Origin of the sequence: Brachybacterium sp. P6-10-X1, from assembly GCF_001969445.1 — a bacterium.
Taxonomy (GTDB): Bacteria; Actinomycetota; Actinomycetes; order Actinomycetales; family Dermabacteraceae; genus Brachybacterium.
In genome coordinates, this window is the sequence record NZ_CP017297.1 from 2046562 (window position 1) to 2068319 (window position 21758).

19 protein-coding genes are annotated in these 21758 nt (G+C 72.3%); 7 read left to right on the plus strand and 12 right to left on the minus strand.

Annotated elements, in window-relative coordinates; genetic code table 11:
- The 4 genes from BH708_RS09400 to BH708_RS09415 form a co-directional block, all read right to left on the minus strand.
- Positions 1-993, minus strand: a complete 993-nt coding sequence (locus BH708_RS09400; RefSeq protein WP_076808342.1) for an alpha-ketoacid dehydrogenase subunit beta — start codon at positions 991-993, stop codon at positions 1-3.
- Positions 990-2120, minus strand: a complete 1131-nt coding sequence (locus BH708_RS09405; protein WP_076808344.1) for a thiamine pyrophosphate-dependent dehydrogenase E1 component subunit alpha — start codon at positions 2118-2120, stop codon at positions 990-992. The genes BH708_RS09400 and BH708_RS09405 overlap by 4 nt, the downstream gene beginning before the upstream one ends.
- Before the next feature lie 95 nt (positions 2121-2215).
- Positions 2216-3460, minus strand: a complete 1245-nt coding sequence (locus BH708_RS09410) for an anhydro-N-acetylmuramic acid kinase (RefSeq protein ID WP_076808346.1) — start codon at positions 3458-3460, stop codon at positions 2216-2218.
- Positions 3460-4941, minus strand: coding sequence for a glycoside hydrolase family 3 N-terminal domain-containing protein (locus BH708_RS09415; protein ID WP_076808347.1), 1482 nt, complete (start codon positions 4939-4941; stop codon positions 3460-3462). Before BH708_RS09415 ends, BH708_RS09410 begins: the two co-directional genes overlap by 1 nt.
- A gap of 322 nt (positions 4942-5263) precedes the next feature.
- Between BH708_RS09415 and BH708_RS09420 the strand changes: the two genes are divergently transcribed.
- Positions 5264-6388, plus strand: a complete 1125-nt coding sequence (locus tag BH708_RS09420) for a CPBP family intramembrane glutamic endopeptidase (protein WP_083713430.1) — start codon at positions 5264-5266, stop codon at positions 6386-6388.
- 79 nt (positions 6389-6467) lie between these two features.
- Here BH708_RS09420 and BH708_RS09425 read toward each other — a convergent pair whose 3' ends face one another.
- Positions 6468-7769, minus strand: a complete 1302-nt coding sequence (locus BH708_RS09425) for a Gfo/Idh/MocA family protein (RefSeq protein WP_076808351.1) — start codon at positions 7767-7769, stop codon at positions 6468-6470.
- A gap of 310 nt (positions 7770-8079) precedes the next feature.
- Entirely contained in the window at positions 8080-9432 is a 1353-nt protein-coding gene (locus BH708_RS09430) for a nitrate/nitrite transporter (protein WP_083713431.1), read from the minus strand.
- A gap of 331 nt (positions 9433-9763) precedes the next feature.
- Here BH708_RS09430 and BH708_RS09435 point away from each other — a divergent pair, with 331 nt between their 5' ends.
- The gene (locus BH708_RS09435; RefSeq protein WP_076808352.1) at positions 9764-10303 is read left to right on the plus strand and encodes a hypothetical protein; all 540 of its coding nucleotides are present in this window, start codon (positions 9764-9766) and stop codon (positions 10301-10303) included.
- Here BH708_RS09435 and BH708_RS09440 read toward each other — a convergent pair.
- Complete coding sequence (locus tag BH708_RS09440; RefSeq protein WP_076808354.1) at positions 10272-11387, minus strand: histidinol-phosphate transaminase; 1116 nt, start codon at positions 11385-11387, stop codon at positions 10272-10274. The genes BH708_RS09435 and BH708_RS09440 overlap by 32 nt on opposite strands.
- 409 nt (positions 11388-11796) lie before the next feature.
- Between BH708_RS09440 and BH708_RS09445 the strand changes: the two genes are divergently transcribed.
- The 4 genes from BH708_RS09445 (at position 11797) to BH708_RS09460 (ending at position 14986) form a co-directional block, all read left to right on the plus strand.
- Complete coding sequence (locus tag BH708_RS09445; protein ID WP_076808355.1) at positions 11797-12210, plus strand: phage holin family protein; 414 nt, start codon at positions 11797-11799, stop codon at positions 12208-12210.
- Positions 12211-12417: 207 nt separating this feature from the next.
- A complete protein-coding gene (gene purB / locus BH708_RS09450; RefSeq protein WP_076808356.1) occupies positions 12418-13842 on the plus strand; it encodes an adenylosuccinate lyase in 1425 nt (474 codons plus the stop codon).
- Positions 13839-14177: a metal-sensitive transcriptional regulator gene (locus BH708_RS09455; protein WP_076808357.1), complete on the plus strand. Its 339-nt coding sequence runs from the start codon at positions 13839-13841 to the stop codon at positions 14175-14177. The genes purB and BH708_RS09455 overlap by 4 nt, the downstream gene beginning before the upstream one ends.
- Positions 14174-14986: a DNA-3-methyladenine glycosylase gene (locus BH708_RS09460; RefSeq protein ID WP_371330000.1), complete on the plus strand. Its 813-nt coding sequence runs from the start codon at positions 14174-14176 to the stop codon at positions 14984-14986. The genes BH708_RS09455 and BH708_RS09460 overlap by 4 nt, the downstream gene beginning before the upstream one ends.
- A 19-nt stretch (positions 14987-15005) precedes the next feature.
- Here BH708_RS09460 and BH708_RS09465 read toward each other — a convergent pair whose 3' ends face one another.
- Positions 15006-15839, minus strand: a complete 834-nt coding sequence (locus tag BH708_RS09465; RefSeq protein ID WP_083713433.1) for an SDR family oxidoreductase — start codon at positions 15837-15839, stop codon at positions 15006-15008.
- A gap of 311 nt (positions 15840-16150) precedes the next feature.
- Here BH708_RS09465 and BH708_RS09470 point away from each other — a divergent pair, with 311 nt between their 5' ends.
- On the plus strand, positions 16151-16912 hold the full coding sequence (locus BH708_RS09470) for a CPBP family intramembrane glutamic endopeptidase (protein WP_076808358.1): 762 nt from the start codon (positions 16151-16153) through the stop codon (positions 16910-16912).
- A 339-nt stretch (positions 16913-17251) separates the two neighbouring features.
- Here the strand turns inward: BH708_RS09470 and BH708_RS09475 are convergent, their stop codons facing one another.
- The 4 genes from BH708_RS09475 to pstB all read right to left on the minus strand — a co-directional run bounded on the left by BH708_RS09475 (position 17252) and on the right by pstB (position 21750).
- Positions 17252-17578, minus strand: coding sequence for a rhodanese-like domain-containing protein (locus BH708_RS09475; RefSeq protein WP_076808359.1), 327 nt, complete (start codon positions 17576-17578; stop codon positions 17252-17254).
- Positions 17579-17880: 302 nt separating this feature from the next.
- Positions 17881-19233 (minus strand): FtsX-like permease family protein, encoded by a 1353-nt coding sequence (locus BH708_RS09480; RefSeq protein WP_076808360.1) that lies wholly within the window; start codon positions 19231-19233, stop codon positions 17881-17883.
- Entirely contained in the window at positions 19230-19952 is a 723-nt protein-coding gene (locus tag BH708_RS09485; RefSeq protein ID WP_083713905.1) for an ABC transporter ATP-binding protein, read from the minus strand. Before BH708_RS09485 ends, BH708_RS09480 begins: the two co-directional genes overlap by 4 nt.
- 1012 nt (positions 19953-20964) lie before the next feature.
- Positions 20965-21750, minus strand: coding sequence for a phosphate ABC transporter ATP-binding protein PstB (gene pstB, locus BH708_RS09490; protein WP_076808361.1), 786 nt, complete (start codon positions 21748-21750; stop codon positions 20965-20967).
- Positions 21751-21758 lie beyond the last annotated feature (8 nt).

Consider the following 21758-nt stretch of genomic DNA (forward strand, 5'->3'; position numbering starts at 1 on the left):
TCAGTGCTCGAGCAGACGGTCCACGCCGTCCAGCACCCGGTCGAGGTCGGGGAGGTAGGCGTTCTCCATGCGCGCCGGCGGGTAGGGCAGGTGGTAGCCGCCCACCCGCATCACGGGGGCCTCCAGGTGGTAGAAGCACTCCTCGGAGATCCGGGCGGCGATCTCGCCGCCGAGCCCGCCGAGCACCGGGGCCTCGTGCGTGATCAGCAGGCGGCCGGTGCGTCGCACCGACGCGGCGATGGTCGGATAGTCGACGGGGGCCAGCGAGCGGGCGTCGATGACCTCCAGCTCGATGCCGTCCTCGGTGGCGGCCTCCGCGCTCTCGAGCGCGAGCGGCATGCTCGGGCCCCAGGCCAGCAGGGTCGCGTCGGCCCCGGGGCGGACGATCTCCGCCTGCCAGGGGGACAGCTCCGGGCGCCGGTCGGGGTCCACGTCGCCCTTGACCCAGTACCGCTTCTTGGGCTCGAACATGATCACGGGGTCCTCGCACTCGATGGCCTGACGGGTCATCCAGTACGCGTCCTGCGCGTTCGAGGGGGCGAGGATCCGCAGGCCCGCGGTGTGGGCGAACAGCGCCTCCGGGCTCTCGGAGTGGTGCTCGATCGCCCCGATGCCGCCGCCGTGGGGGATGCGGATGACGATCGGCATGTGCACGGTGCCGTTGGTGCGGTTGTGCATCTTGGCGACCTGGGTGGTGATCTGGTTGAACGCCGGGAACACGAAGCCGTCGAACTGGATCTCGACCACGGGCCGGTAGCCGCGCACGGCCAGGCCCACGGAGGTGCCGACGATCCCGGCCTCCCCGAGAGGGGTGTCGACCACGCGCTGGGGGCCGAACTCGGCGTGCAGGCCGTCGGTGACGCGGAAGACGCCGCCGAGCACGCCGATGTCCTCGCCCATCAGCAGGACCTTGTCGTCGGCGCGCAGCGCATCACGCAGCCCGGCGGTGATCGCCTTCGCGATCGGGAGATTGGTGGTCGATGTCGAGCTCATGAGCGCTCTCCCGTCTGCTCGGCGTCGTCCTCGAACTGGGCGACGTACTCGAGGTACTGCTCGCGCTCGGCCTCGACGATCGGGTGGGGCTCGGCGTACGCATGGGTGAACATGTCTGCCGGGTCCGGATCCTCCATGCCGTGGATGTGGTGGTGCAGGGCCATGGCGAGGTCGTGGGCCTCCTCGTCACAGCGGGCGATGAACGCCTCGTCGATCTCCCCGAGCTGTTCGAGGTGGCGGCGCAGGCGCAGGATCGGGTCCTTCTCGGCCCACTCCTCCTCCTCGGAGGACGGGCGGTAGCGGGAGGCGTCGTCGCTGGTGGTGTGGGCGGCCATGCGGTAGGTGAGGGCCTCGATGAAGCGCGGCCCCTCCCCCGCGCGGGCGGCATCGAGCGCCTCGCGGACGGCGGCGAGGACCGCGAGCACGTCGTTGCCGTCGACCCGTACCGAGGGGATGCCCCAACCGCGGGACCGCTGCGCGAGCGGGACCCGGGACTGGACGGAGGTGGGCACGGAGATCGCCCACTGGTTGTTCTGGGTGAAGAAGACGACGGGGGCGCCGAAGGAGGCGGAGAAGGTGAAGGACTCCGAGACCTCCCCCTCGCTGGAGGCCCCGTCGCCGAACAGGGCGAGGACAGCGGTGTCGGTCTCCCGGTCGCCGGTGCCGACGACGCCGTCGCGCTGCAGCCCCATGGCGTACCCGACCGCGTGGGGCGCCTGGGACCCGAGCACGATCATGTACGGATGGGTGCGCAGCTCATTGGGGTCCCAGCCGCCGTGGCTGACGCCGCGGTAGGACTCCAGCAGGCGCCACGGCTCGATGCCGCGCGCCCAGGCGATCCCGTGCTCGCGGTACGTCGGCACCAGGTAATCCTGCTCGCGGGAGGCGTGGCCGGCGCCGATCTGGGCGGCCTCCTGCCCCAGCGCGCTGGCCCACAGTCCCAGCTGGCCCTGGCGCTGCAGGCTGGTCGCCTCGAGGTCCGCCGCCCGGATCATCACCATGTCGCGGTAGTAGCCGCGCAGGCGCTGCGGGGAGGCGAGGTCGTCGTCGCCCCCGCGGCCGGCGAGGACCTCGTCCAGCTCCGGATGCGGGGTCCGGGTGCCGTCGGCCGCGAGGAGCTGGATCATCGGCTCCTCGGCCGCGACGTCAGGGATCGTGGATCGGAATACGCTCACGACGAGGAGCGTAACCTACGGTGCCGTAAGGAAGAAAGATTCCCAGGTCACTGTGGAGTTGCGAGCTCGAGACGGCGGAGCGGCAGAGCATCGGACGGGTCGGTCGGCAGGTCCCGCAGTCCGTGGGGCGGGGTGAGGGAGCCGAGCACCACGGGGGCGCTCGCGCCGGTATGGGCGGTGCCGTCGGCGCGGGTCAGGGTGCCGGGCAGCCCGTGCGCGCCGAGATAGCCGAGCAGGGCGATCAGCAGCGCCTCCTTCCCGTCGGCCGGGATGCCGAGCGCGTCCGCGTCCAGCAGCGGCACGGGGTCCAGGTGTGCGGCCAGGCGCGCGCGCAGCAGGGGGTTGCGCAGTCCGCCGCCGGAGCCGACGACGCGGGAGGCGCCCAGCTCCCGGATCGCCCGGGCGATGGTCACGGCGGTCAGTTCGGTGAGGGTCGCCAGCAGGTCGGGCAGGGTCATGGCGGGGACGATCTCGTCCCCGAGCAGGCGGCTCACGTAGGCGCCGTCGAAGTGCTCGCGGCCGGTCGAGCGCGGCAGGGGCCGGGCGTAGAAGGGGTCGCTCAGCAGCGTCGCCAGGGCCTCGGGGTCGACGGTGCCGGTGCGGGCGCGGATGGCGTCGTGGTCGGCGCTGTCGCCGGTCGCCGCGTGCACGGCGGCATCGAGCAGGGCGTTGCCGGGGCCGAGATCCCCGGCGATCACCTCGGCCGCGACCGCCTCGCCCGCCGGTGCTTCGTCACCTGCGGGGGCCTCACCGCCGACGAGGCTCACGTTGGAGATCCCGCCGATGTTCAGGACGGCGGTGCGCTCGCGGGGGTCGGCGCCGAGCAGCAGCTGGTCCAGCAGCGGTGCCAGAGGCGCTCCCTGCCCGCCGGCGGCGACGTCGGCGCTGCGCAGGTCGCTGAGCACGGGCACGCCGGTGGCGCGGGCGATCCGGGCGGGGTCCCCGATCTGCAGGGTGCTGAGGACGCGGCCGTCGCGGACGTCGTGATAGACGGTCTGTCCGTGGGTCGCGACCAGGTCGGCGCTCCCGTGCTCGGCGAACACCCGGGCGGCGGCGTCGGCGAAGGCGTCCCCGACGGCGGCGTGCAGGCGGCTCCAGGTCTCCGCGTCCGCATCGGCCGGCGGCAGGGCGGCGCGGAGCGCGTCGCGGGCGGCAGCGGGCCAGGGCTGCTCTCCGACGTGCAGCAGGTGCGCCCGAGCGGTGCCAGGGTCATCCGGGTCACGGGAGAAGTCGGCCAGGACCACATCGATGCCGTCCAGGCTGGTCCCGGACATCATGCCGAGCACGCGCATCAGCGCGCCTCGCCGCGCATCGCGGCCACGGCCGCTCGCATCAGGGGGCGTCCCGCGCCGTGGGCCAGCACCAGGTGGCGGTGCTCGGGGGCGGCGTCGGGCACGCCGACGTGCACGACGATCGCGTCGGGTCGACGTGCCAGCAGGGCGGTCAGCAGGGCGCCCTCCTCCCGGTCGCTGCGCGGCAGGCGGGTGAGGGCGAGGACCTGCCCGGTGGCCGGGACCTGGTCGGGGTAGTCCGGGACGTCGGCGCGCAGACCCCGCTCGCGCAGGGCGGCGATCAGCTGCTGGGGGCGGGCCCCGGAGGCGTGGTCCGCCCGGCTGCGCAGGTCCAGCACGGTCACCGCCGTGAGATCGAGCCGGGCGCCGCGGGTGCGAACGGCGCGGGCGGCGGCGTCGGCGCCGACCTGTTCGGCGTGCTCCAGCGCCGTCGGCAGGTCGGGGGCGGGGACGAAGCGGCGCCGGGTGCGCACTCGGCGGCAGAGCTCGCGGGTGCGCTCGGCGCGGTCGTGGAGTTCCTCGCGGCGCAGCCGGCCGGAGGCGACGGCGCCGACCAGGGCGTCGTGGGCCTCTCGCAGCATCTGCTGGTCGTCACGGCCGATCGAGGTTCCCAGGCACAGCAGGTCGGCCCCGGACTCGATCGCGCGCACCACCGCCTCGGGGAAGCCGGGTTCGGCGGCCACGCCCCGCATCTCCAGGGCGTCGGTGATCAGCAGGCCGTGGAAGGTGCCGCCGACGGTCTTCTCCAGCAGGGGTCGGGTCCAGGGGGAGATCGAGGCGGGGCCCTCGCCGAGGGCGGGGACCAGCACGTGGGCGGTCATGGCGGCGTCCAGCCAGGGCAGGATCCGCCAGGGGGCGAGGTGGTCGCGCTCGAACTCCCGGCGCTCGAGGTCGATGCGGGGCAGCGCGGTGTGGGAGTCGGTGGAGGTCGCGCCGTGGCCCGGGAAATGTTTCGCGCAGGTGCCGAGTCCGGCCTCGATCAGCCCGGTGGCGAAGACACGGGCGTGGGCGGCGACCCGGTCGGGGTCGTCGCTGTAGGCGCGGGTGCCGATGACGGGGTTGGCCGGGTCGGTGGAGACGTCCAGCACCGGGGCCAGGTCGAGGTCGAGATCGCAGGCGGCCAGGACGCCGCCCAGGGCGTGGCCGGCGCGGCGGGTCAGCTCGGGATCGTCGACCTCGCCCAGGGCCCAGGCGGTGGGCAGGGAGGAGCCGGTCGCCGCCTGGAGGCGGGTGACGTCGCCGCCCTCCTCGTCGATCGCGACCACGCAGTCCTCGGCGCAGGCGTGGACGGCACGGGCCAGCCGCGCCGCCGTGGACGGGTCCGGGGTGTTGTGGCCGAAGAGGATCACCGAGGCCAGACCCGCCTCGAGCGCGTCGACGGTCCAGGCCGGCAGCTCGGTGCCGGTGAAGGGCGCCATGAGCACGCCGAGCGCATCGGCGTCCCAGGTCACGAGGTCGGTGCTCGTCGGGCTGGACGTCATCTGCTCTCCTGCCTCAGGGTCCGCGGCGACGACGCCGCGGGGTGTCCCGTCGCCACGCCGCGGAGGCGCGGCGGTGGGCGGACGGCAGGATCGAGCATATCGATCGCGAGCGGTGCCGGGGTGGGCCGGTTCAGCACCGGACGTCCCGTCGGGCTCGACCCCGCGACCCCGCACTTTCGTCGGCCCCCGACCGCCCGACGGCACCGGGATCCTCGACCTCCGGCGGCTCCGCGCACGACCCAGGGCGAGAGCCGGGCAGACGACGGGTGCGCATCGGGGAATCAGCATTGACCGGTGTCACACCCGGGCGAAGGGTCGATACATGAGCACCTCGACCAGTCCCGAGTCCCACCCACCCGCCGTCGGCGACAGCCCGGCACCAGCGACACCGCAGGGGCGGCGACACCGTCCGGCCCCGCGTGCCGAGTTCGCCGCGGTCCCCTGGCGGCGCGTCGGAGTGTTCCTGGCCATCTCCTACGGCCTGTTCGCCCTGTGCGCCCTGCCGTTCTGGTTCCTGCCCGGTGGCATCACCCATCCCCTGTTCACCCCGGTGATCGCCGTCGGGATGCTCGCTCCGGCCGTCGCCTCGGTGATCCTGGCCAAGACCGTGGAGAAGACGTCCTGGCGCACCCGGGTGGGGCTGCGATTCCGCGGGCGGTGGCGGGCGCTGCTGACGTGGGGCCCGCTGGCCCTCGTCCTCACGCTGGCTCTGGGATTGCTCGGGGCGGTGCTGATGGTGCTGCGCGGGGTTCCCGGTGACCTCACCGGTCGTACCTGGCTGGCGCTGGCCACGGAGCAGCTGTCCACGGCCGCCGGGACCGAGGTCCCCCCGGCCGCCGCGGCGGCCGCCGTGCTCGCCACCGTCGCGATCGGCATCGCGATCACCACGCTGTTCGCGCTCGGCGAGGAGATCGGGTGGCGCGGCTGGCTGTGGCCCGCCTTGAAACCGCTGGGCACTCTCCGCGCCTCGGTGCTCGGCGGGATCATCTGGTCGCTGTGGCACCTGCCCGTGGTCCTGATCGGGTACAACTACGCGGGCCAGCCCCGCGCGGCCGCGATCGCCATGTTCCTGCTGCCCTGCATCGCGATGAGCCTGCTGTACAACGGCCTCACCGAGCGCTCCGGCGGCAACCCGATCCCCGCCGCGATCGCCCACGCCACCAACAACTCCGCCACGCCGATGGTGATCGGCCTGGTCTCCACGGCGCAGACGATGGACGCGATGAACCCCTTCGTCGACAACGCCTCGGGGATCGTCGGGGTGGCACTGATGCTGGTGGCCGCGGCAGTCGTGGTGCCGTGGGCTCGGCTGCGGCGGGAGCGTCGGGAGCTGCACGTCAGCGATGCCCGACAGGGCGCGGACATCGAGGCCGAGGCCGTCGGGGACCCCGCGGTCACCGGGCGCGACCACCGGAGCCCCGACGGGGTGCCGCACCGGGCGACGTGACCCGACGCGGCACCGGCCCTGGCCGGTCGCCCCCTCGGAGACCCGACCCGGTCGGTCACTCGGCGACGGGCCCGCTCGGTCACTCGGCGACGAGCCCGCGCCGCGCTTCCTGCTGCTCGTACAGCGCGTCCAGATCCAGCGCCTCCTGCTCGGCGTCGAGGTCCTGGACCGCCAGCGGGCAGTCGCCGAGATCCGGCACGGCCAGTCGCTCCCCGCCACGGTTCATCGACTGGTGCGCGATCACCCCGGGCAGGGTGTAGCGGGCAGCCTGCCAGGCGTTGACCACGGGCTGGGCCCCGTCGACCACGGCGCGGGCGAAGTCGTCGACCAGGAAGTGGTGGGCGCCCTCGTGACCGTTGGGCATGCCCTGGAACTCCTTCGGCAGACGGGACTGGTGATGGGCGGGGGCGGCGCCGGCGACGAAGGCGTCGCGCAGGTCCGGGGAGACGTCCGCCAGGCGGGGATCGTCCAGGCTCATGGTCGAGCCGGTCGCGATCAGGTCGGTCACCTCGAGGACGCGGCGCTTGTCGTGCCAGTAGGTGACGTCGATGGTCTCCTCGAAGCTGGAGGCCTCGCCGAAGAAGCGGAAACGGGACTCGCGCTTGTGGCTGGGATAGCCCACCCGGCGCAGCTCATTGGTGCGGAAGGCACCACCGTTGTCCATCTCGAACAGCGCGAAGGCGTTGGAGACGTCGTTGTCGAACATCGAGACGTCCTTGTCGAAGACGCCGTCGCCGCGGGTGTCGGGCCGACCCAGCGCCGAGACGGAGACCGCATGACGCTCCCCCAGCACGCCGAGGATGCCGCCGATGGAGTGGGTGGGATACAGCAGCGGCGGGTAGGAGGCGGTCGACTTCCACTGCTCGCCGCCGGAGTACTTGTAGGCGTCGTAGAAGCCCAGGTCCATGTCGTGGACGTAGTCGCCCTCGGCGTAGAACACCTCACCGAAGGCGCCGGCGCGATGGATGCGGCGGGCCAGCACCACGGCGGCGTTGTACTGGCTGGTCTCGCCCATCATGTAGACCAGCCCGGTGCGCCGGACCTCTTCGGTGATCGCGCGGATCTCGTCCTCGTCGATCGCCATCGGCACCGCGGAGTAGACGTGCTTTCCGGCCCGCAGCGCGGCCAGGGCGTGCTCGCCGTGGGTCCAGCGCTGGGTGAAGATCGCGACTGCGTCGACGTCGGAGGAGAGCAGCTGTTCGTAGGTGTCGAAGCGCCGGGCGAAGCGGACCCGACTGCCCTCGCGGCTCTCGACCGCGTCGATGCGTTCCGGGACGGCGTCGACCGCGTAGAGCGACTCGATCTCGGGGTGGGCGGCGAACAGCTCCGCGAAATGCGAACCGAACTGTCCGATCCCGACGATGCCCAGCGTGAACGACATACTTCCTCCTTGAAACTAAGTGTTGGGAGAAACGCTACGGCACGCGCACAGGGTGCGGCAAGCCCTGGACAGTGCGCCAGCAGCCACCGGGCCTCTTCGCAGCCTCATCCGACCGTAGGGTCTGTTGCGTCGGATAGAGCGGGACTATTCGACGCGTCAGACCGCAGCGACCAGGGGTAGCGACACATCAGACCCTGGTGACCACGGGGGCGGAGCACGAGGCGCGCGTCGCGGAGCTCAGATCGCGCGCGGAGCACGGGTCGTGCGTCGTAGGTCGCGCGTCGCGGGCCTGGTGATGAGCGCTGCGAGCTCAGATCCGGCGCCAGCGGCCGCCGCGGAACACTTCGCGCCAGGGTGGCACGACCCGTCCCCCGGCGGCCATGCGGCGGCGCAGGCGGCGTCGGCTGATCAGCATCCCGGTGATGCCCAGCAGCAGGATCGGGATCTGCACGGCGAAGGCCACCCGGAAGGACTGCAGGTCGTAGTTCCCGTCGGGCCGCTGCAGGTCCAGGAGCACGCCGATCAGCAGGATCGCGACCAGGGCGGCGAGGAACCCACCCATCAGCACCACGCCGGTGGCCGTGCCCAGGCGGTGCCGGGCGAGGTCCGTGCGGGGGAAGTCGAAGCCGATGTTCGAGCCGGGCCCGCCGATCGACAGCCCCGCGACCAGGATCAGCAGCAGCCAGATCGGGGCGGGACCGGGCCACAGCAGCACGGTCACCAGCGGCACCAGAATGGTGGCGATGACCAGCAGCACCAAGGTCGAACGGCGCAGGGGGTGGCGCTGGGTCAGGGCGCCGATGACGGGACCGCTGATGATGCCGACGGCCACCAGGACGGTCATCACGGCCGAGGCGGCGGGCCGGCTGAGCCCCTCCCCCGCGGTGAGGTACGGGTATCCCCACATCATGGAGAACACGATGCCGGGGAAGCCGGAGCTGAGGTGAGTGAAGAAGCCCAGCTGGGTGGCGGGATGGCGGATGATGCGGCCGACGAGCAGAGGGATCCGACGCAGGTCCTGCTTGGTGCGGGGGCGCGGGGCCCCGGGCGGGGTCGCGCGGATCACCAGCACGGCGAGCAGGGCGGCGACGCCGCTGACCCCGGCGGCCGCACCGAAGGCCGGGGACCAGCCGGCGACGGTCAGCACGGCCACGAAGGGCACCGCGGAGGCGATCTGGCCGACCTGGCCGAGGATCGCGGTGACCTGGGTGAGGATCGGGACGCGGGCGGTGGGGAACCAGGCCGGCACCAGGCGGATCGCGCTGGAGAAGGTCAGGGCATCCCCGGCACCGACGATGATGCGGGCGACGACGGCGAGGGCGACGGTGTCGCTGCCGGCGATCAGCAGCTGGCCGGCGGCCATCAGCCCAGCCCCGGCGGTGATCGTCACGCGGGAGCCGTAGCGGTCCAGCAGCAGCCCGGCCGGGACCTGGGCCAGGGCGTAGACCAGCAGCTGCAGCACCACGAAGGTGGAGACGATGGTGGCGGAGGCCTGGAAGCGCTCGGTCGCCTCGAGGCCGGCCACGCCCATGGTGGTGCGCTGCAGGACGGCCACCGAGTAGGCGAGGACGGCGGCGATCCAGACCACGTAGGCGCGCGGGCCGCCGAGTCGCGACGGGGACCCCCCCGTCCCCGTCGTCGGGGCATTGCTGCGCGCCTGCATCGTGGTCCTCTCCTCTCGCCCGGGGCCTGTCCGCTCCGGTCGCGAGAAGGCCCACAGGTCGGCCTCGTTCTGCTGCGCACCAGGTTACAGGTCGATCACGGAGAGACGCAGCGGTGTCCGCGGCGTGCCGGGCCGGGTGCCGACCGATCGCCGACGGTGGGGCGTCACCGGCAGCCGGCCCCGATCCCCGGGCCCGTCCCGACCACGGGCTCGTCCCGACCACGGGCTCGTCCCGATCCCGGGCCCGTCCCGACCTCCGACCCCGGTCCCGGCTCCCGGTCCCCGACGAAATGCGGATGCTCGCCAGGGGCCGAGGTGCTTCGATGGGCTCATGCACGCTCTCGCGCGACGTCGGGCGACCGGGTACCTGCTGGACTGCACCGGGTACCTGGGGATCGCTGCGGCGATCATCCCGCTCGGCCTGGCGGTCAATGCGCTGACCGATCTGGGATCCCACCGCTCCTACGCCTACGCCGTCAGCGCCGTGCACCCGGCGATCGCCACCGTGGTGGCGGCGCGCGCCGAATCCGGGCCGAGCCGGGCGACCTGGGGCAAGCGCCGCCGCGGTCTGCAGGTGAAAGACCTCCGAGGCGCCGCCGTGGACGAAGCACCGATCCCGCTGCCGCGGGCCCTGCTGCGCAACACGGTGAAGATCTTCGTGCCCTGGCAGCTCGGCCACGTCACCGCGGTCGGCGCCGCGTACGGGGATTTCGAGACGCTGCGCCCGGCGACCGTGGTCGCCTCGGTCCTCACCTACGGCGTGATCGGGACCTTCGCGCTGACGGGCCTGCGCGGCACGGGGCGGGGCCCGCACGACCTCGTCGCCGGGACCCTCGTCGTCAGCGCTGCCGCCACGCCCCCGCGACCTTGATGAGCAGGTCGTTGGCCTCCTGCTCGGCGATGGTGGCCCGCACCCCGTCGCTGCCGTAGGCGCGCAGCACCAGGCCGCGCTCGTCGGCGAAGGCGGCGAAGGCAGCGCTGTCCTCCCCCAGCGGGAAGAACACGAAGTTGCCCTGGGAGTCCGGCAGCCGCCATCCCTGCTCGGAGAGCGCGGCGGTGACCCGGGAGCGCTCGTCCCGGATCCACGCCGCCCGCCCGGCGAGCTCCTCCTGCACCTCGCCGCGAAGGCTCGTCAGCGCCGCGGCCTGCGCGGGCAGGCTCGACCCGAAGGGCACGGTGACCTGGCTCAGCGCCCGGGCCAGACGGGGGTGGGCGACGGCGTGGCCGATCCGCAGGCCCGCCAGCCCCTGCAGCTTGGAGAAGGTGCGCAGCAGCACCACGTTGCCGTGGCGCCGGAAGATCCCGGCGGTTCCCGCCACGGTGGCCGGGTCGTGGAACTCCCGGTAGGCCTCGTCGATCGCGACCACCACGTCCTCGGGGACGCGGTCGAGGAACTCCTCGATCTGCTCGGTGGACAGTGACGGTCCGGTGGGGTTGTTCGGGGTGCACAGGATGATCAGCCGGGTGCGCTCGGTGACCGCGCCGGCCATCGCCTCGAGGTCGTGCTCGAAGGCGCCGGTCAGCGGCACCTGCACCGAGACGCCGCCGTGGGAGCCGACCAGGATCGGGTAGGCCTCGAAGGAGCGCCAGGCGTAGACGACCTCGTCGCCTTCGCCGACCACGGCGCGCACGAGGTCGCCGCTGACGGCCACCGAGCCGGTGGACACGGAGATCTGGGCCGGATCCACGCCGTGCTGGACGCCGAGTGCTGCGCGCAGGTCGAGGGCGGCCATGTCCGGGTAGCGGTTGCTGCCGTCCAGGGCGGTGATCGCGGCCTCGCGCACGGCATCGACCGGGGGGAAGGGCGACTCGTTCGAGGAGGCCTTGAAGCGCCGGGTGCCGTCGTCGGCCGCGGGCTTTCCGGGGACGTAGGCTGGCAGGGCCTCGAGCCCGGGGCGGATCCGGACCTTCTCGGCGGGTTCGGGAAGCTGGTCGTGGGTGGTCTGCGCAGACATGTCTCCAGAGTAGGGCGCACCGGCAGGGCTCCGCGCCGCGCCCTTCCTCCGATGGGCACCTCTCCCCATCGACCGTGCTGCGGAGAACCCGGACATTGGTGCACATCGACTCGATCGGCGGTCGCCGGGACTCGACCCAGGGCCGGATCCGAGAGGTGGGAGCGCGGGCGATCGAGGACGAGGTCGCGTCGGTGATCGACGATCGGCGCCCACGACCGACAAGGGGGATGGGGTGAACAGCTTCCTCGGCGCGGAGACCGGGCAGCTCGCCGAGGGCACGGAGACCGGGGGCGAGGACGCCGCCTTCGGAGTCGCCTGCACCCCGCCGTGGTCGTGGGACGGTGGGGTCCGCGCGGGGTGTGGGGGAATCCCCCGTGCATCGCCGGGTCGTGACGAGGACAATGGGCCCATGCGATTCCTCGGACACGTCATCGTCACCGGCCTCGCGCTGTGGGTGACAGCCCTGATCCTGCCCGGCATGCATCTGGGCGACGACAGCGCGACCGCGCTCACCCAGGTGCTCACGATCGGCGCGATCGCGCTGATCCTGGCGCTGATCAACACGATCGTCAAGCCGATCCTGTCGTTCCTCGCCTTCCCGATCACATGTGTCACGCTCGGACTGTTCCAGCTGGTCATCAACACCTTGATGCTGCTTCTGACCAGCTGGGTCTCGGGGCTCCTCGGCCTCACCCTGGACTTCGACAGCTTCTGGTGGGCGCTGCTGGCCGGCATCATCATCGGCGTCCTCTCCGCGATCGTGGAGGCCGTGACCGGACTGGGTGATGACCGCGACGACCGCCGACGCGAGGTGCGCGACTGACACGGTCCGCTACCCGGGAGGACGGCGTGACCGGCCGCTCGGCCGAACGACCCCTCGACCCGGGCGAGTGGCTCATCGGCCCGGCCGAGTGGCTCGTCGGCCCGGGCGAATGACTCGTCGACCCTCGTCGGCCCGGCGCCGACGCCCGCTGGGCCCGGCGGTGTGAGACCCCGTCGCGTCGGACCAGGATTCTGGGAGAATGCCGCCATGGCTCATTCCTTCGCGGACATCACGCCGCCGATCGCCCTGACCCCTCTCGACGGCCGCTACCGGGCGCAGACCGCTCCCCTGGTCGACCACCTCTCCGAGGCCGCGCTGAACCGCTCGCGCCTCGTGGTGGAGACCGAGTGGATGATCCACCTGCTCGATGGCGGCGTGATCCCCGGGCTGCGCTCCCTCACCGCGGACGAGCGCGCCCTGCTGCGCGCCATCCCGGAGGACTTCGGGGCCGAGGGCATCGCCGAGCACGCGGAGATCGAGCGGGAGACCGTCCACGACGTCAAGGCGATCGAGTACTACATCAAGCGCCGCCTGGCCGGCACCAGTCTCGAACCGCTGGCCGAGGTGGTGCACATCTACTGCACCAGCGAGGACGTCAACAACCTCTCCTACGCCCTGATGATCCAGGGCGCCGTGCACGAGGTGTGGCTGCCCGCCCTGCACGACGTCATCGGGGACCTCACCAGCCTCTCGCAGGCCACCGCCGAGGTGGCGATGCTCTCGCGCACGCACGGCCAGCCCGCCACCCCCACCACGCTGGGCAAGGAGATCGCGGTCTTCGCCCACCGTCTGCGCCGGCAGTCCCGTCGGATCGCCGCCGACGAGGTCCTCGGCAAGATCAACGGCGCCACCGGCACCTACGCCGCGCACGCGGTGGCCGTCCCGTCGGCCGACTGGGAGCAGGTCTCCCGCAGCTTCGTCGAGCACCTGGGGCTCACCTGGAATCCGCTGACCACCCAGATCGAGTCTCACGACTGGCAGGCCGAGATCTATGCGGACATCGCCCGCGCCGGCCGGATCCTGCACAACCTGGCCACCGACATCTGGACCTACATCTCGCTGGGCTACTTCCGCCAGCGGCTGTCCGCCCAGGGCGGCACCGGCTCCTCGACGATGCCGCACAAGGTCAACCCGATCCGCTTCGAGAACGCCGAGGCCAACCTCGAGATCTCCGCCGCGCTGCTGGACTCGCTGTCCCAGACCCTGGTCACCTCGCGCCTGCAGCGGGACCTGACCGATTCCACCACCCAGCGCAACGTCGGCCCCGCGCTCGGCCACTCCCTGCTGGCGATCTCGAACCTGCGCCGGGGCCTGGCGGGCCTGGACGTCGATGCCGACGCGATGGCGGCGGACCTCGAGGGCAACTGGGAGGTGCTCGGCGAGGCGGTGCAGTCCGTGATGCGCACCCTCGGCGTGCAGGGCGCGGAGGGGATGGACAGCCCCTACGAACGGCTGAAGGAGCTCACCCGCGGCCACCGCGTCACGGGTGACGGGATGCGGGAGTTCGTCGGTTCCCTGGGCCTGCCGGAGGCCGAGCGCGATCGGCTGCTGGCCCTGACGCCGCACACCTACACCGGGTACGCCTCCGCGCTGGTCGGTCACCTCGACGACGACGGAGGGCAGGCGCGATGACCGAGGACGACGCGGTGCCGAGCCCGCATCCCGGGGACCACGGCACCCACGGCGACCCCGGCTACCAGGGCCAGAAGTCGCCGTACCTGCGCCGGTTGAAGCTCATCGAGGGTCAGGTGCGCGGAGTGCATCGGATGGTCGAGGAGGACACCTACTGCATCGACGTGCTCACCCAGATCTCCGCGGTCACCAAGGCGCTGGAGTCGGTGGCCCTGGGGCTGGTCGACGACCACATCCATCACTGCGTCCACGATGCCGCCCACTCCGGGGACACCGAGGAGCTGGACCGCAAGATGGACGAGATCATGGGCGCCGTCAAGCGGCTCATGAAGTGAGCACCGACCCGCTCGCCCCGGACTCGTCGACCTCGGACTCGTCGGCCCGGGGCTCCCGGCGCTCCCCCGCTCCGCGGTCCTCCCCCGACCCGCGGTCCTCCGCCGACCTGAGTCCCTCTGCCGATTCCGTCCCGGACCCGGACCCGTTCGCCGCCGCCGCTCTGCCGCGCAGCTTCGGGGATCGCGACGTGCTCGAGCTGGCCCCGCTGCTGCTGGGCTGCGTGCTCGTCGGCCGTGGCGTCGCGCTGCGGATCACCGAGGTCGAGGCGTACGTCGGCGCGCAGGACCCGGGCTCGCACGCCTACCGGGGCCGCACTGCGCGCAACGCCACCATGTTCGGCGAGCCCGGGCACCTGTACGTCTACCGGCACATGGGACTGCACTCGTGCATGAACGTCGTCGCCGACGTCGAGGGCAGCGGCACCGGGTGCCTGGTCCGGGCCGGCGAGATCGTCGGCGGTCACGAGCTGGCGTATTCACGGCGTCGCGCCTCCGGGGTGTGCCGCAGCGACCGGGACCTGGCCCGCGGCCCCGGGCGGGCGACCGTGGCCTGCGGGGTCACCTTCGACGACGACGGTCTGGACCTGTGCGATCCCCGCAGCGGGATGCACCTGGCGGGTCGCCTCGATGCGCGCGACCTCGCCGACGGCGAGCTCCCGGGCGAGACGCCGTTGCTGCCGCATCCGCGCCTGGCCGTCGGGCCGCGGATCGGGCTGCGCGAGGAGGCCTCGCATCCGGAGCTGTTCCCCTGGCGCTATCGGATCGCCGGGGACCCGACGGTCTCCGGGCCCGGCCGGATGAACCGCTGAGTGGTCGGTGGGGAGCAGGTCAGCGGGGTCGTACCGAGATCGAGTCGATGCTGGCGTCGGCCGGGAGCCGCAGCGCCAGACCGACGGTGGCGGCGACCGTCGCCGGCTGCATGTAGTTCTCCTCCTGGTACTCGCCGCCCTCGAAGGAACGCAGCTGGCGCTGCATGTCCGTGGCGACGCGTCCGGGATGGATCGAGCTGACCCGCACCCCGTGCTCGCGCTCCTCCAGGCGCAGAGAGTCGGCCAGTCCGCGCAGGGCGAATTTCGAGGCGCTGTACGCGCCGCGGGTGGGCACCGCGTTGTACCCGGAGCCGGAGTTGATCATCACGACGGTGCCGCGGGCCGTGCGCAGGGCGGGCAGCAGCAGCTGGGTCAGCTCCATGATCGCGACCACGTTGAGGTCGAAGGACTCGGTCCACTCCGCCGGATCGGACTCGGCGACGGTGCCGTTGACCAGGATCCCCGCCGAGTGCACGAGGCCGGCGAGCCCGTCGCGCAGGTCCAGGCGCTGTAGAGCGGCGGCGGTGGCCTCGCGGTCGGCGAGGTCGGCGGCGAAGGGCTCGGCCGACGGGTACCGGGCGGCGAGCTCGGCCAGCGCGGCCCCGTCACGCCCGCCCAGGATCAGGTGGTGGTCGGCGGCGAGTTCGTCGGCCACGGCGCGGCCGATCCCGCGGTTCGCCCCGGTGATCAGGACGGCGGGGCGGGTCCGGCCGATGGAACGGGCCGGGGCAGTGGAGCTGGACGTGCCGGTGGAGCTGGCGGGGCTGGTGGAGCTGGCGGGGCTGGTTGTGCTGGTGGGGCCGATGTGGCCGGATGTGCTGGTCGGGCGCTGCTCAGATGCTGGGGTGGTCATGGCCCCGAGTCTGTCACGACGCCGAGTCCGTGACGGTCCCGCGCTGTCCCTCCCCGGTCCCACACTGCCCCTCCCCGGCCCCACCCGACCGACTTCTGCGCATTCGTTCCCATACGTGGCGTTGGCACCACCACCGCAGAACTCGGCAGCAGGGAAGCGGGGACAGAACCGGCAGCGCAGAACTCGGTGCCGGGGCTCCGTGCTCGGGCACCGGGGATGCGGACGTCGGCGACGGGGATGCACCGCGGGCCTCGTCTGCTCCGTCTCCTCGCCGAGCCCCGGGGGATGCCCGCCGGTGGGATCATGTCGACGTGCAGACCATCACGCCGAGCAGAACCTGGGTGCGGGTCGAGGTCGTCCTCGTCCTCGCCCTGTCGCTGGGTCGCAGCGCGGTGTACTCGCTGATCGCCCTGGTCCAAGCGCTGGCGACCGGTCCCCTGTCCTCGCAGTCGACGTCGCTGAACTCCTCGATCCGCGAGAACCCGTGGGCCGATCTGTTCTACCAGCTGCTCTCGATCAGCTTCACCCTGGTGCCCGTCGCTCTCGTCATCCTGCTGCTCGCGCTGACCGCGGGCTCATGGAAACAGGCACTGGCAGATCTGGGCATGGACCTGGGCCGACCGCTGCGCGATCTCGCCTGGGGCGTGGCGATCACCGCCGGCGTCGGGCTGCCCGGACTCGCGATCTACTATCTCGGCCGGGCGCTCGGCGCGACCGTCGAGGTGATCCCCGCGGCGCTGGATACTCACTGGTGGACGCTCCCGGTGCTGGTGCTGCACGCGGTCAAGAATGCCGTGCTCGAAGAGATCATCGTCGTCGGCTACCTGTACCAGCGGCTCGAGCGCCTGGGCTGGTCGGGCCGGCGGATCATCATCGTCTCCGCGGTGCTGCGCGGGGCGTACCACACGTACCAGGGGGTCGGACCGGGGCTGGCGAACCTCGCGATGGGGATCGTGTTCGGCGAATGGTACCGACGCACCCGGCGCACGATGCCGCTGGTCATCGCGCACACTCTGCTCGACGTGTTCGCCTTCGTCGGCTACGCGCTGCTGAAGAGCGTCATCTCGACCTGAGCGGCTGCTGCCCGTTCCGGGCGGGGCGCCGCGACAGCCCGTCGCACCGGCGCCGGCACCGACGCCGGACGGAGCGGACACTCCCGACCGTTCAACGGGCCCTGACGCCGGGTGAGGACGACATGTCCCCTCGAGGCAAGCTCCGCTCCACGCGAGGACGACACACCCGCTGAGTGGGCTCTGAGGTCACGTGAGGACGACACGCCTGCCCATTCCACCGATACGTTTCGTCTGCGGGTCCGTTCAGTGGAACCGGCGCGATGGTCCGGCGTGTCTCGCGTGCCCGGGGCGACCGGCGTATCCGGCGTGCCCGACCAGCGTCGACGCCGCCGACCGGGCTCAGAGGATGTAGGCGTCGCCCTCGCCGTCGGACTCGATCGGGAGCCCGGACTCGAACCACTGGTCCATGCCGCCGCCGACGTTGATGGCGTCGAAGCCGTTGCCGGTCAGCCACTGGGCGACCTGGAAGCTGCGCCCGCCGGTGCGGCAGACGATGTAGAGGTCCTCGTCGTCCTCCGGCAGTTGCTCGAGGTTCTCCAGCAGCGAGCTCGCCGGGAGGTGCTGCGCGCTCGGGGCGTGGCCCGCGTCCCACTCGGACTGCTCACGCACATCGATCAGATGCGCCCCTTCGGGGACGGCGGTGGGGGCGACGGTCTCGAAATCCATGCCACCCAGCCTAATGGCCGCGCCCCACGCCGCGGGCGGCCGGCCCTCACCGCGATCAGACAGCCCTCACCGCGAGCAGACAGCCCTCGCTGCGGGCAGACAGCCCTCGCCGCGGGCGATCAGCCGACATCGCGGGCGATCGGTCCTCACCGCAGGCGATCGGTCTTCACCGCAGGCGAGCAGCCGTCCCGCGAGCGATCCGCCGTGCTCCTCCCTGTGGGAGGCGAGCCGCTCCCCCGCCTTCAGCGAGCGGCCGGTCCGGGAAGGGACCGACCGCTCGCGGCGTGCTGGGCGGATCCGGATCAGACCGCCCGCACCGCATACCGCTTCACCAGGGGCGAACCCACCAGCACAGCGGCGATCACCAGCGCGTAGGCGCCGAGCACACACACCAGGTACTGCACCGCCATCAGCGGATCGCTCGGGGCGCCGCCGAGGAACGAGGTGATCACCAGCAGAGCCGTCCCGGTGGCGATCACCGAGCTGAGCCCCACCGGGATCGCGATCTCTGCGATCCTCGCCCGGTGCAGCTGACCCACCTCGGCGCCGGCGATGTGCTGGGCACGCAGGCGCGGCGCCTGGTCGATCACCCGGGCGGTCTGGGAGACGCCGGTGCTGACCGCGGCGAGCACGGCGGCGATCCCCAGGGTGAGCAGTCCTCCCGTGGTCATGGCGGTGAACATCATCGCCTCCTCCGGATTGCTGCTCTCCCCCAGGGTCGCGATGACCGTCAGGAATCCGGCGATGACCAGGGCGAAGGTGATGCCGGAGACGGCGCGCCAGCCGGCCCGCGGTTCGCCGGCCAGGCGACGCGCGCCCACCATCAGCGACGGGGTGGGCGCGGCCTTGGCGAGCGCGAGCGCCGTGACCCAGACGATGAAGGGGCCGACGACGTTGATGCTCGCGACGATGGCGGCGACGAAGAGGATCATGATCGCGACGGCGAGCATCCCGTCGGCCACCTGCCCCAAGATCATTCCACCGATCTGCATGAAGACGAGGAATCCCACGATCAGCGCGGCCCAGAGGACCAGGCGGATCACGGACATGCGCACCACGCGGGAGTCGCGGGCGACCCCGAGCGGGCTGAGCACCACCCCGGTCAGGGAGACGGTCGCCGAACCGACGGCGATCAGCATCAGAGCGATCACCAGGATCGGGTAGGCCCACCAGGGCATCAGCAGATCCGCCGTGGTGAACGGGGTGATCCCGAAGTCGAGGCGGGTCAGCGCGGGGCTGACGGCGAGGTGCACGCCGATCCCGAGCACTGCGCCGAGCAGCGCCTGGGCAGCGACATCGAGCACGGCGACCGAGCCGACCTGGCCGCTGGTGCCGCCGACCAGGCGCATCGTGGCCAAGTCCTTCTCCCGTCGGGCGAGGGAGAGCCGGGCGGCGGATCCGCCGAGGCCGACGGCGCTGGGCACCAGCAGCACGGAGGCGACGATCGCGCACATGACCAGGAAGCCCATGATCGACTCCTCCCCCGTCCGGGGCAGGGCATCGCCGGTGGGCAGGCGGCCGACGAAGGCGGCGGCGCCGCCGACCACGGTCGCGGTGATCGCGGTGGCCGCGGTGAAGGCGATCACCGGCAGGATGTCTGCGAGGGCGCCGCGTCGCCGCAGCAGCAGCGGGGCGGAGGCCAGCAGGGCGCTCATCGGGTCACCGCCGGATCCTGCATCGGCTGCTCCTGGGCCGACGGGCCCTGCGACGGTTGCGCGGCGGGGCGGACGAACTCCTGGGCGATGCGCCCGTCGCGCATCGCGACGGTGCGTCGGCAGACCGCGGCGACCTGCGGATCGTGGGTGACCATGACCAGGCTGGCACCGGACTCTCGGCACGTGTCCACGAGGATCTGCAGCACGGTCTGGCCGGTGCCCTGATCGAGGGCGCCGGTGGGCTCGTCGGCGAAGACCACCGAGGGGCGCCCGGCGAGGGCACGGGCGATGGCGACCCGCTGGGCCTGGCCGCCGGAGAGCTGGGTGGGCCGGCGATCATGCATCCCCTGCAGCCCGAGCCGGTCCAGCCATCCGCGGCCCTCCGCGGTCGCGGAGCGGCGGGAGATGCCGGCGAGCAGGCGCGGCAGGATCACGTTCTCCAGCGCCGTGAGCTCGGGCAGCAGCTGGCCGTCCTGGAAGACGAAGCCGAAGTCGCTGCGGCGCAGGCGGGTGCGCGCGCGGTCGCCGAGTGCGGCGAGGTCCGTGCCGTCGTGCTGCACGGTGCCGGAGGTGGGCCGCAGGATACCGGCGAGGACGTGCAGCAGCGTGGTCTTGCCGCAGCCGGACGGGCCCATCACGGCCAGGGAGTCGGCGCGGGCGATGTCGAGATCCACGCCGTCCAGGGCATGGGTCGCCGTGCCCTGCTCGCCGTAGGTCATCGTCAGGTGCCGGGCCGAGAGCACCGGAGCGGGATGCGTGCTGGGCGTGCCGGCTGAGGCCGCGGCCGTGTGCGACGCCGTCGGCTGAGGCGTGGGCGGCGCCTGATGCGGGGCCGGCGCCTGATATTGGGCCGGGATGGCGGGTGCGCCGTGCACGTGGTCGGCCGGGGCGGCGGGCGCGCCGGGGACAGGGCGGGCCGGGGCGGCGGGCGCGCCGGGCACGGGGTCGGTCGCGCCGTGGGGAGCGTCGACTGCCGCGCCGTTCGGGCCGGCGGATGCGGGTGTGGATGCGGGGTACGGAGCGGTGTTCATGGGCCCCAGCATCGTTCGCACGGGGCCGGGTGCGCGTCGGCCCGCAGATCGATCTTGTGACGCCGAGGTCAGACCGTGGGTGGACGATCCTCGTGGTGCCGACCCTTCATCGATCCTTGCTCCGCGCCGCCCTGCGTCCGCGCTGGCACACGGCCCCGGTGTCCGCCGCTCGGGGACGTACGAGCCCGTGTGCTTCGTGTCCGTGAGCTGGTTGTCCGTGAACTGCGTGTCCGTGTGCTGCGTGTCCGTGAGCCACGGCGACACGCCGCCAAGCACTGACCCGCTCCACCGATCCGCACCACCCACGCAAGGGAAAAGTGGAACCGGCGACCGACCTCGGGCGCGCCGCACCACCCGCACCACGCCCCCGCGCTGCATCACCCGCGACACGTCCCCGCACGGCGACACGCCGCCACGCACTGCCCGCTCCACCGATCCGCACCAGCCACGAAACGGAAAAGTGGAACCGGCGAGCACGTTTTCGGCGTGTCGAGGGTGCGACGGCTCGACACCGGCCCTGCGCCGGACCGCCTCGTCGACCGGATCAGCCCAGCCGACCGGAGACCCGAGACAGCCCAGGCGGCCGGCAGCCCGGATCAGCCCAAGCGATCGGAAACCCGGGACAGCCCAGCCGACCGGAGGCCCGGGACAGCCCAGCCGACCGGAGACCTGGGACAGCCCAGGCGGCCGACGGCCCGGATCAGCCGAAGCGACCGGAGATGTAGTCCTCGGTCTGCTTGTTCGTGGGGTTGGTGAAGATGGTGTCGGTGTCGTCGATCTCGATGAGGTGTCCGGGCTTGCCGGTGCCCGCGATGTTGAAGAAGCCGGTGCGGTCCGAGACGCGGGAGGCCTGCTGCATGTTGTGCGTGACGATCACGATCGTGTACTCCTCCTTCAGCTCGTGGATGAGGTCCTCGATCGCGAGGGTGGAGATCGGGTCGAGCGCGGAGCATGGCTCGTCCATCAGGACGACCTCGGGTTTGACCGCGATGGTGCGGGCGATGCAGAGACGCTGCTGCTGTCCACCGGACAGACCCATCCCGGGCTTGTCGAGACGGTCCTTGACCTCTTCGAACAGGTTGGCGCCCCGCAGCGAGCTCTCGAGCAGCTCCTCGCTCGCCGTCTTCGACATGCGACGGCTGTTGAGCTTCACGCCGGCCAGGACGTTGTCCCGGATCGACATGGTCGGGAACGGGTTGGCCTTCTGGAAGACCATCCCCACGCGACGGCGCACGTTGACGGGATCGACCCGGGGGTCGTAGATGTTCTCCCCGTTGATCTCGATCTTCCCCCGGGCATAGGCGCCGGGGATGACCTCATGCATGCGGTTCAGCGTGCGCAGGAAGGTCGACTTGCCGCAGCCTGAGGGGCCGATGAGGGCGGTCACCGACCGGGGGCGGATCTGGACGTCGACGCCCTCCACGGCGAGGAAGTCGCCGTAGTAGATGTCGAGGTCCTCGACGTTGATGGGCTGAGGGGCTGCCATCGGGTGTC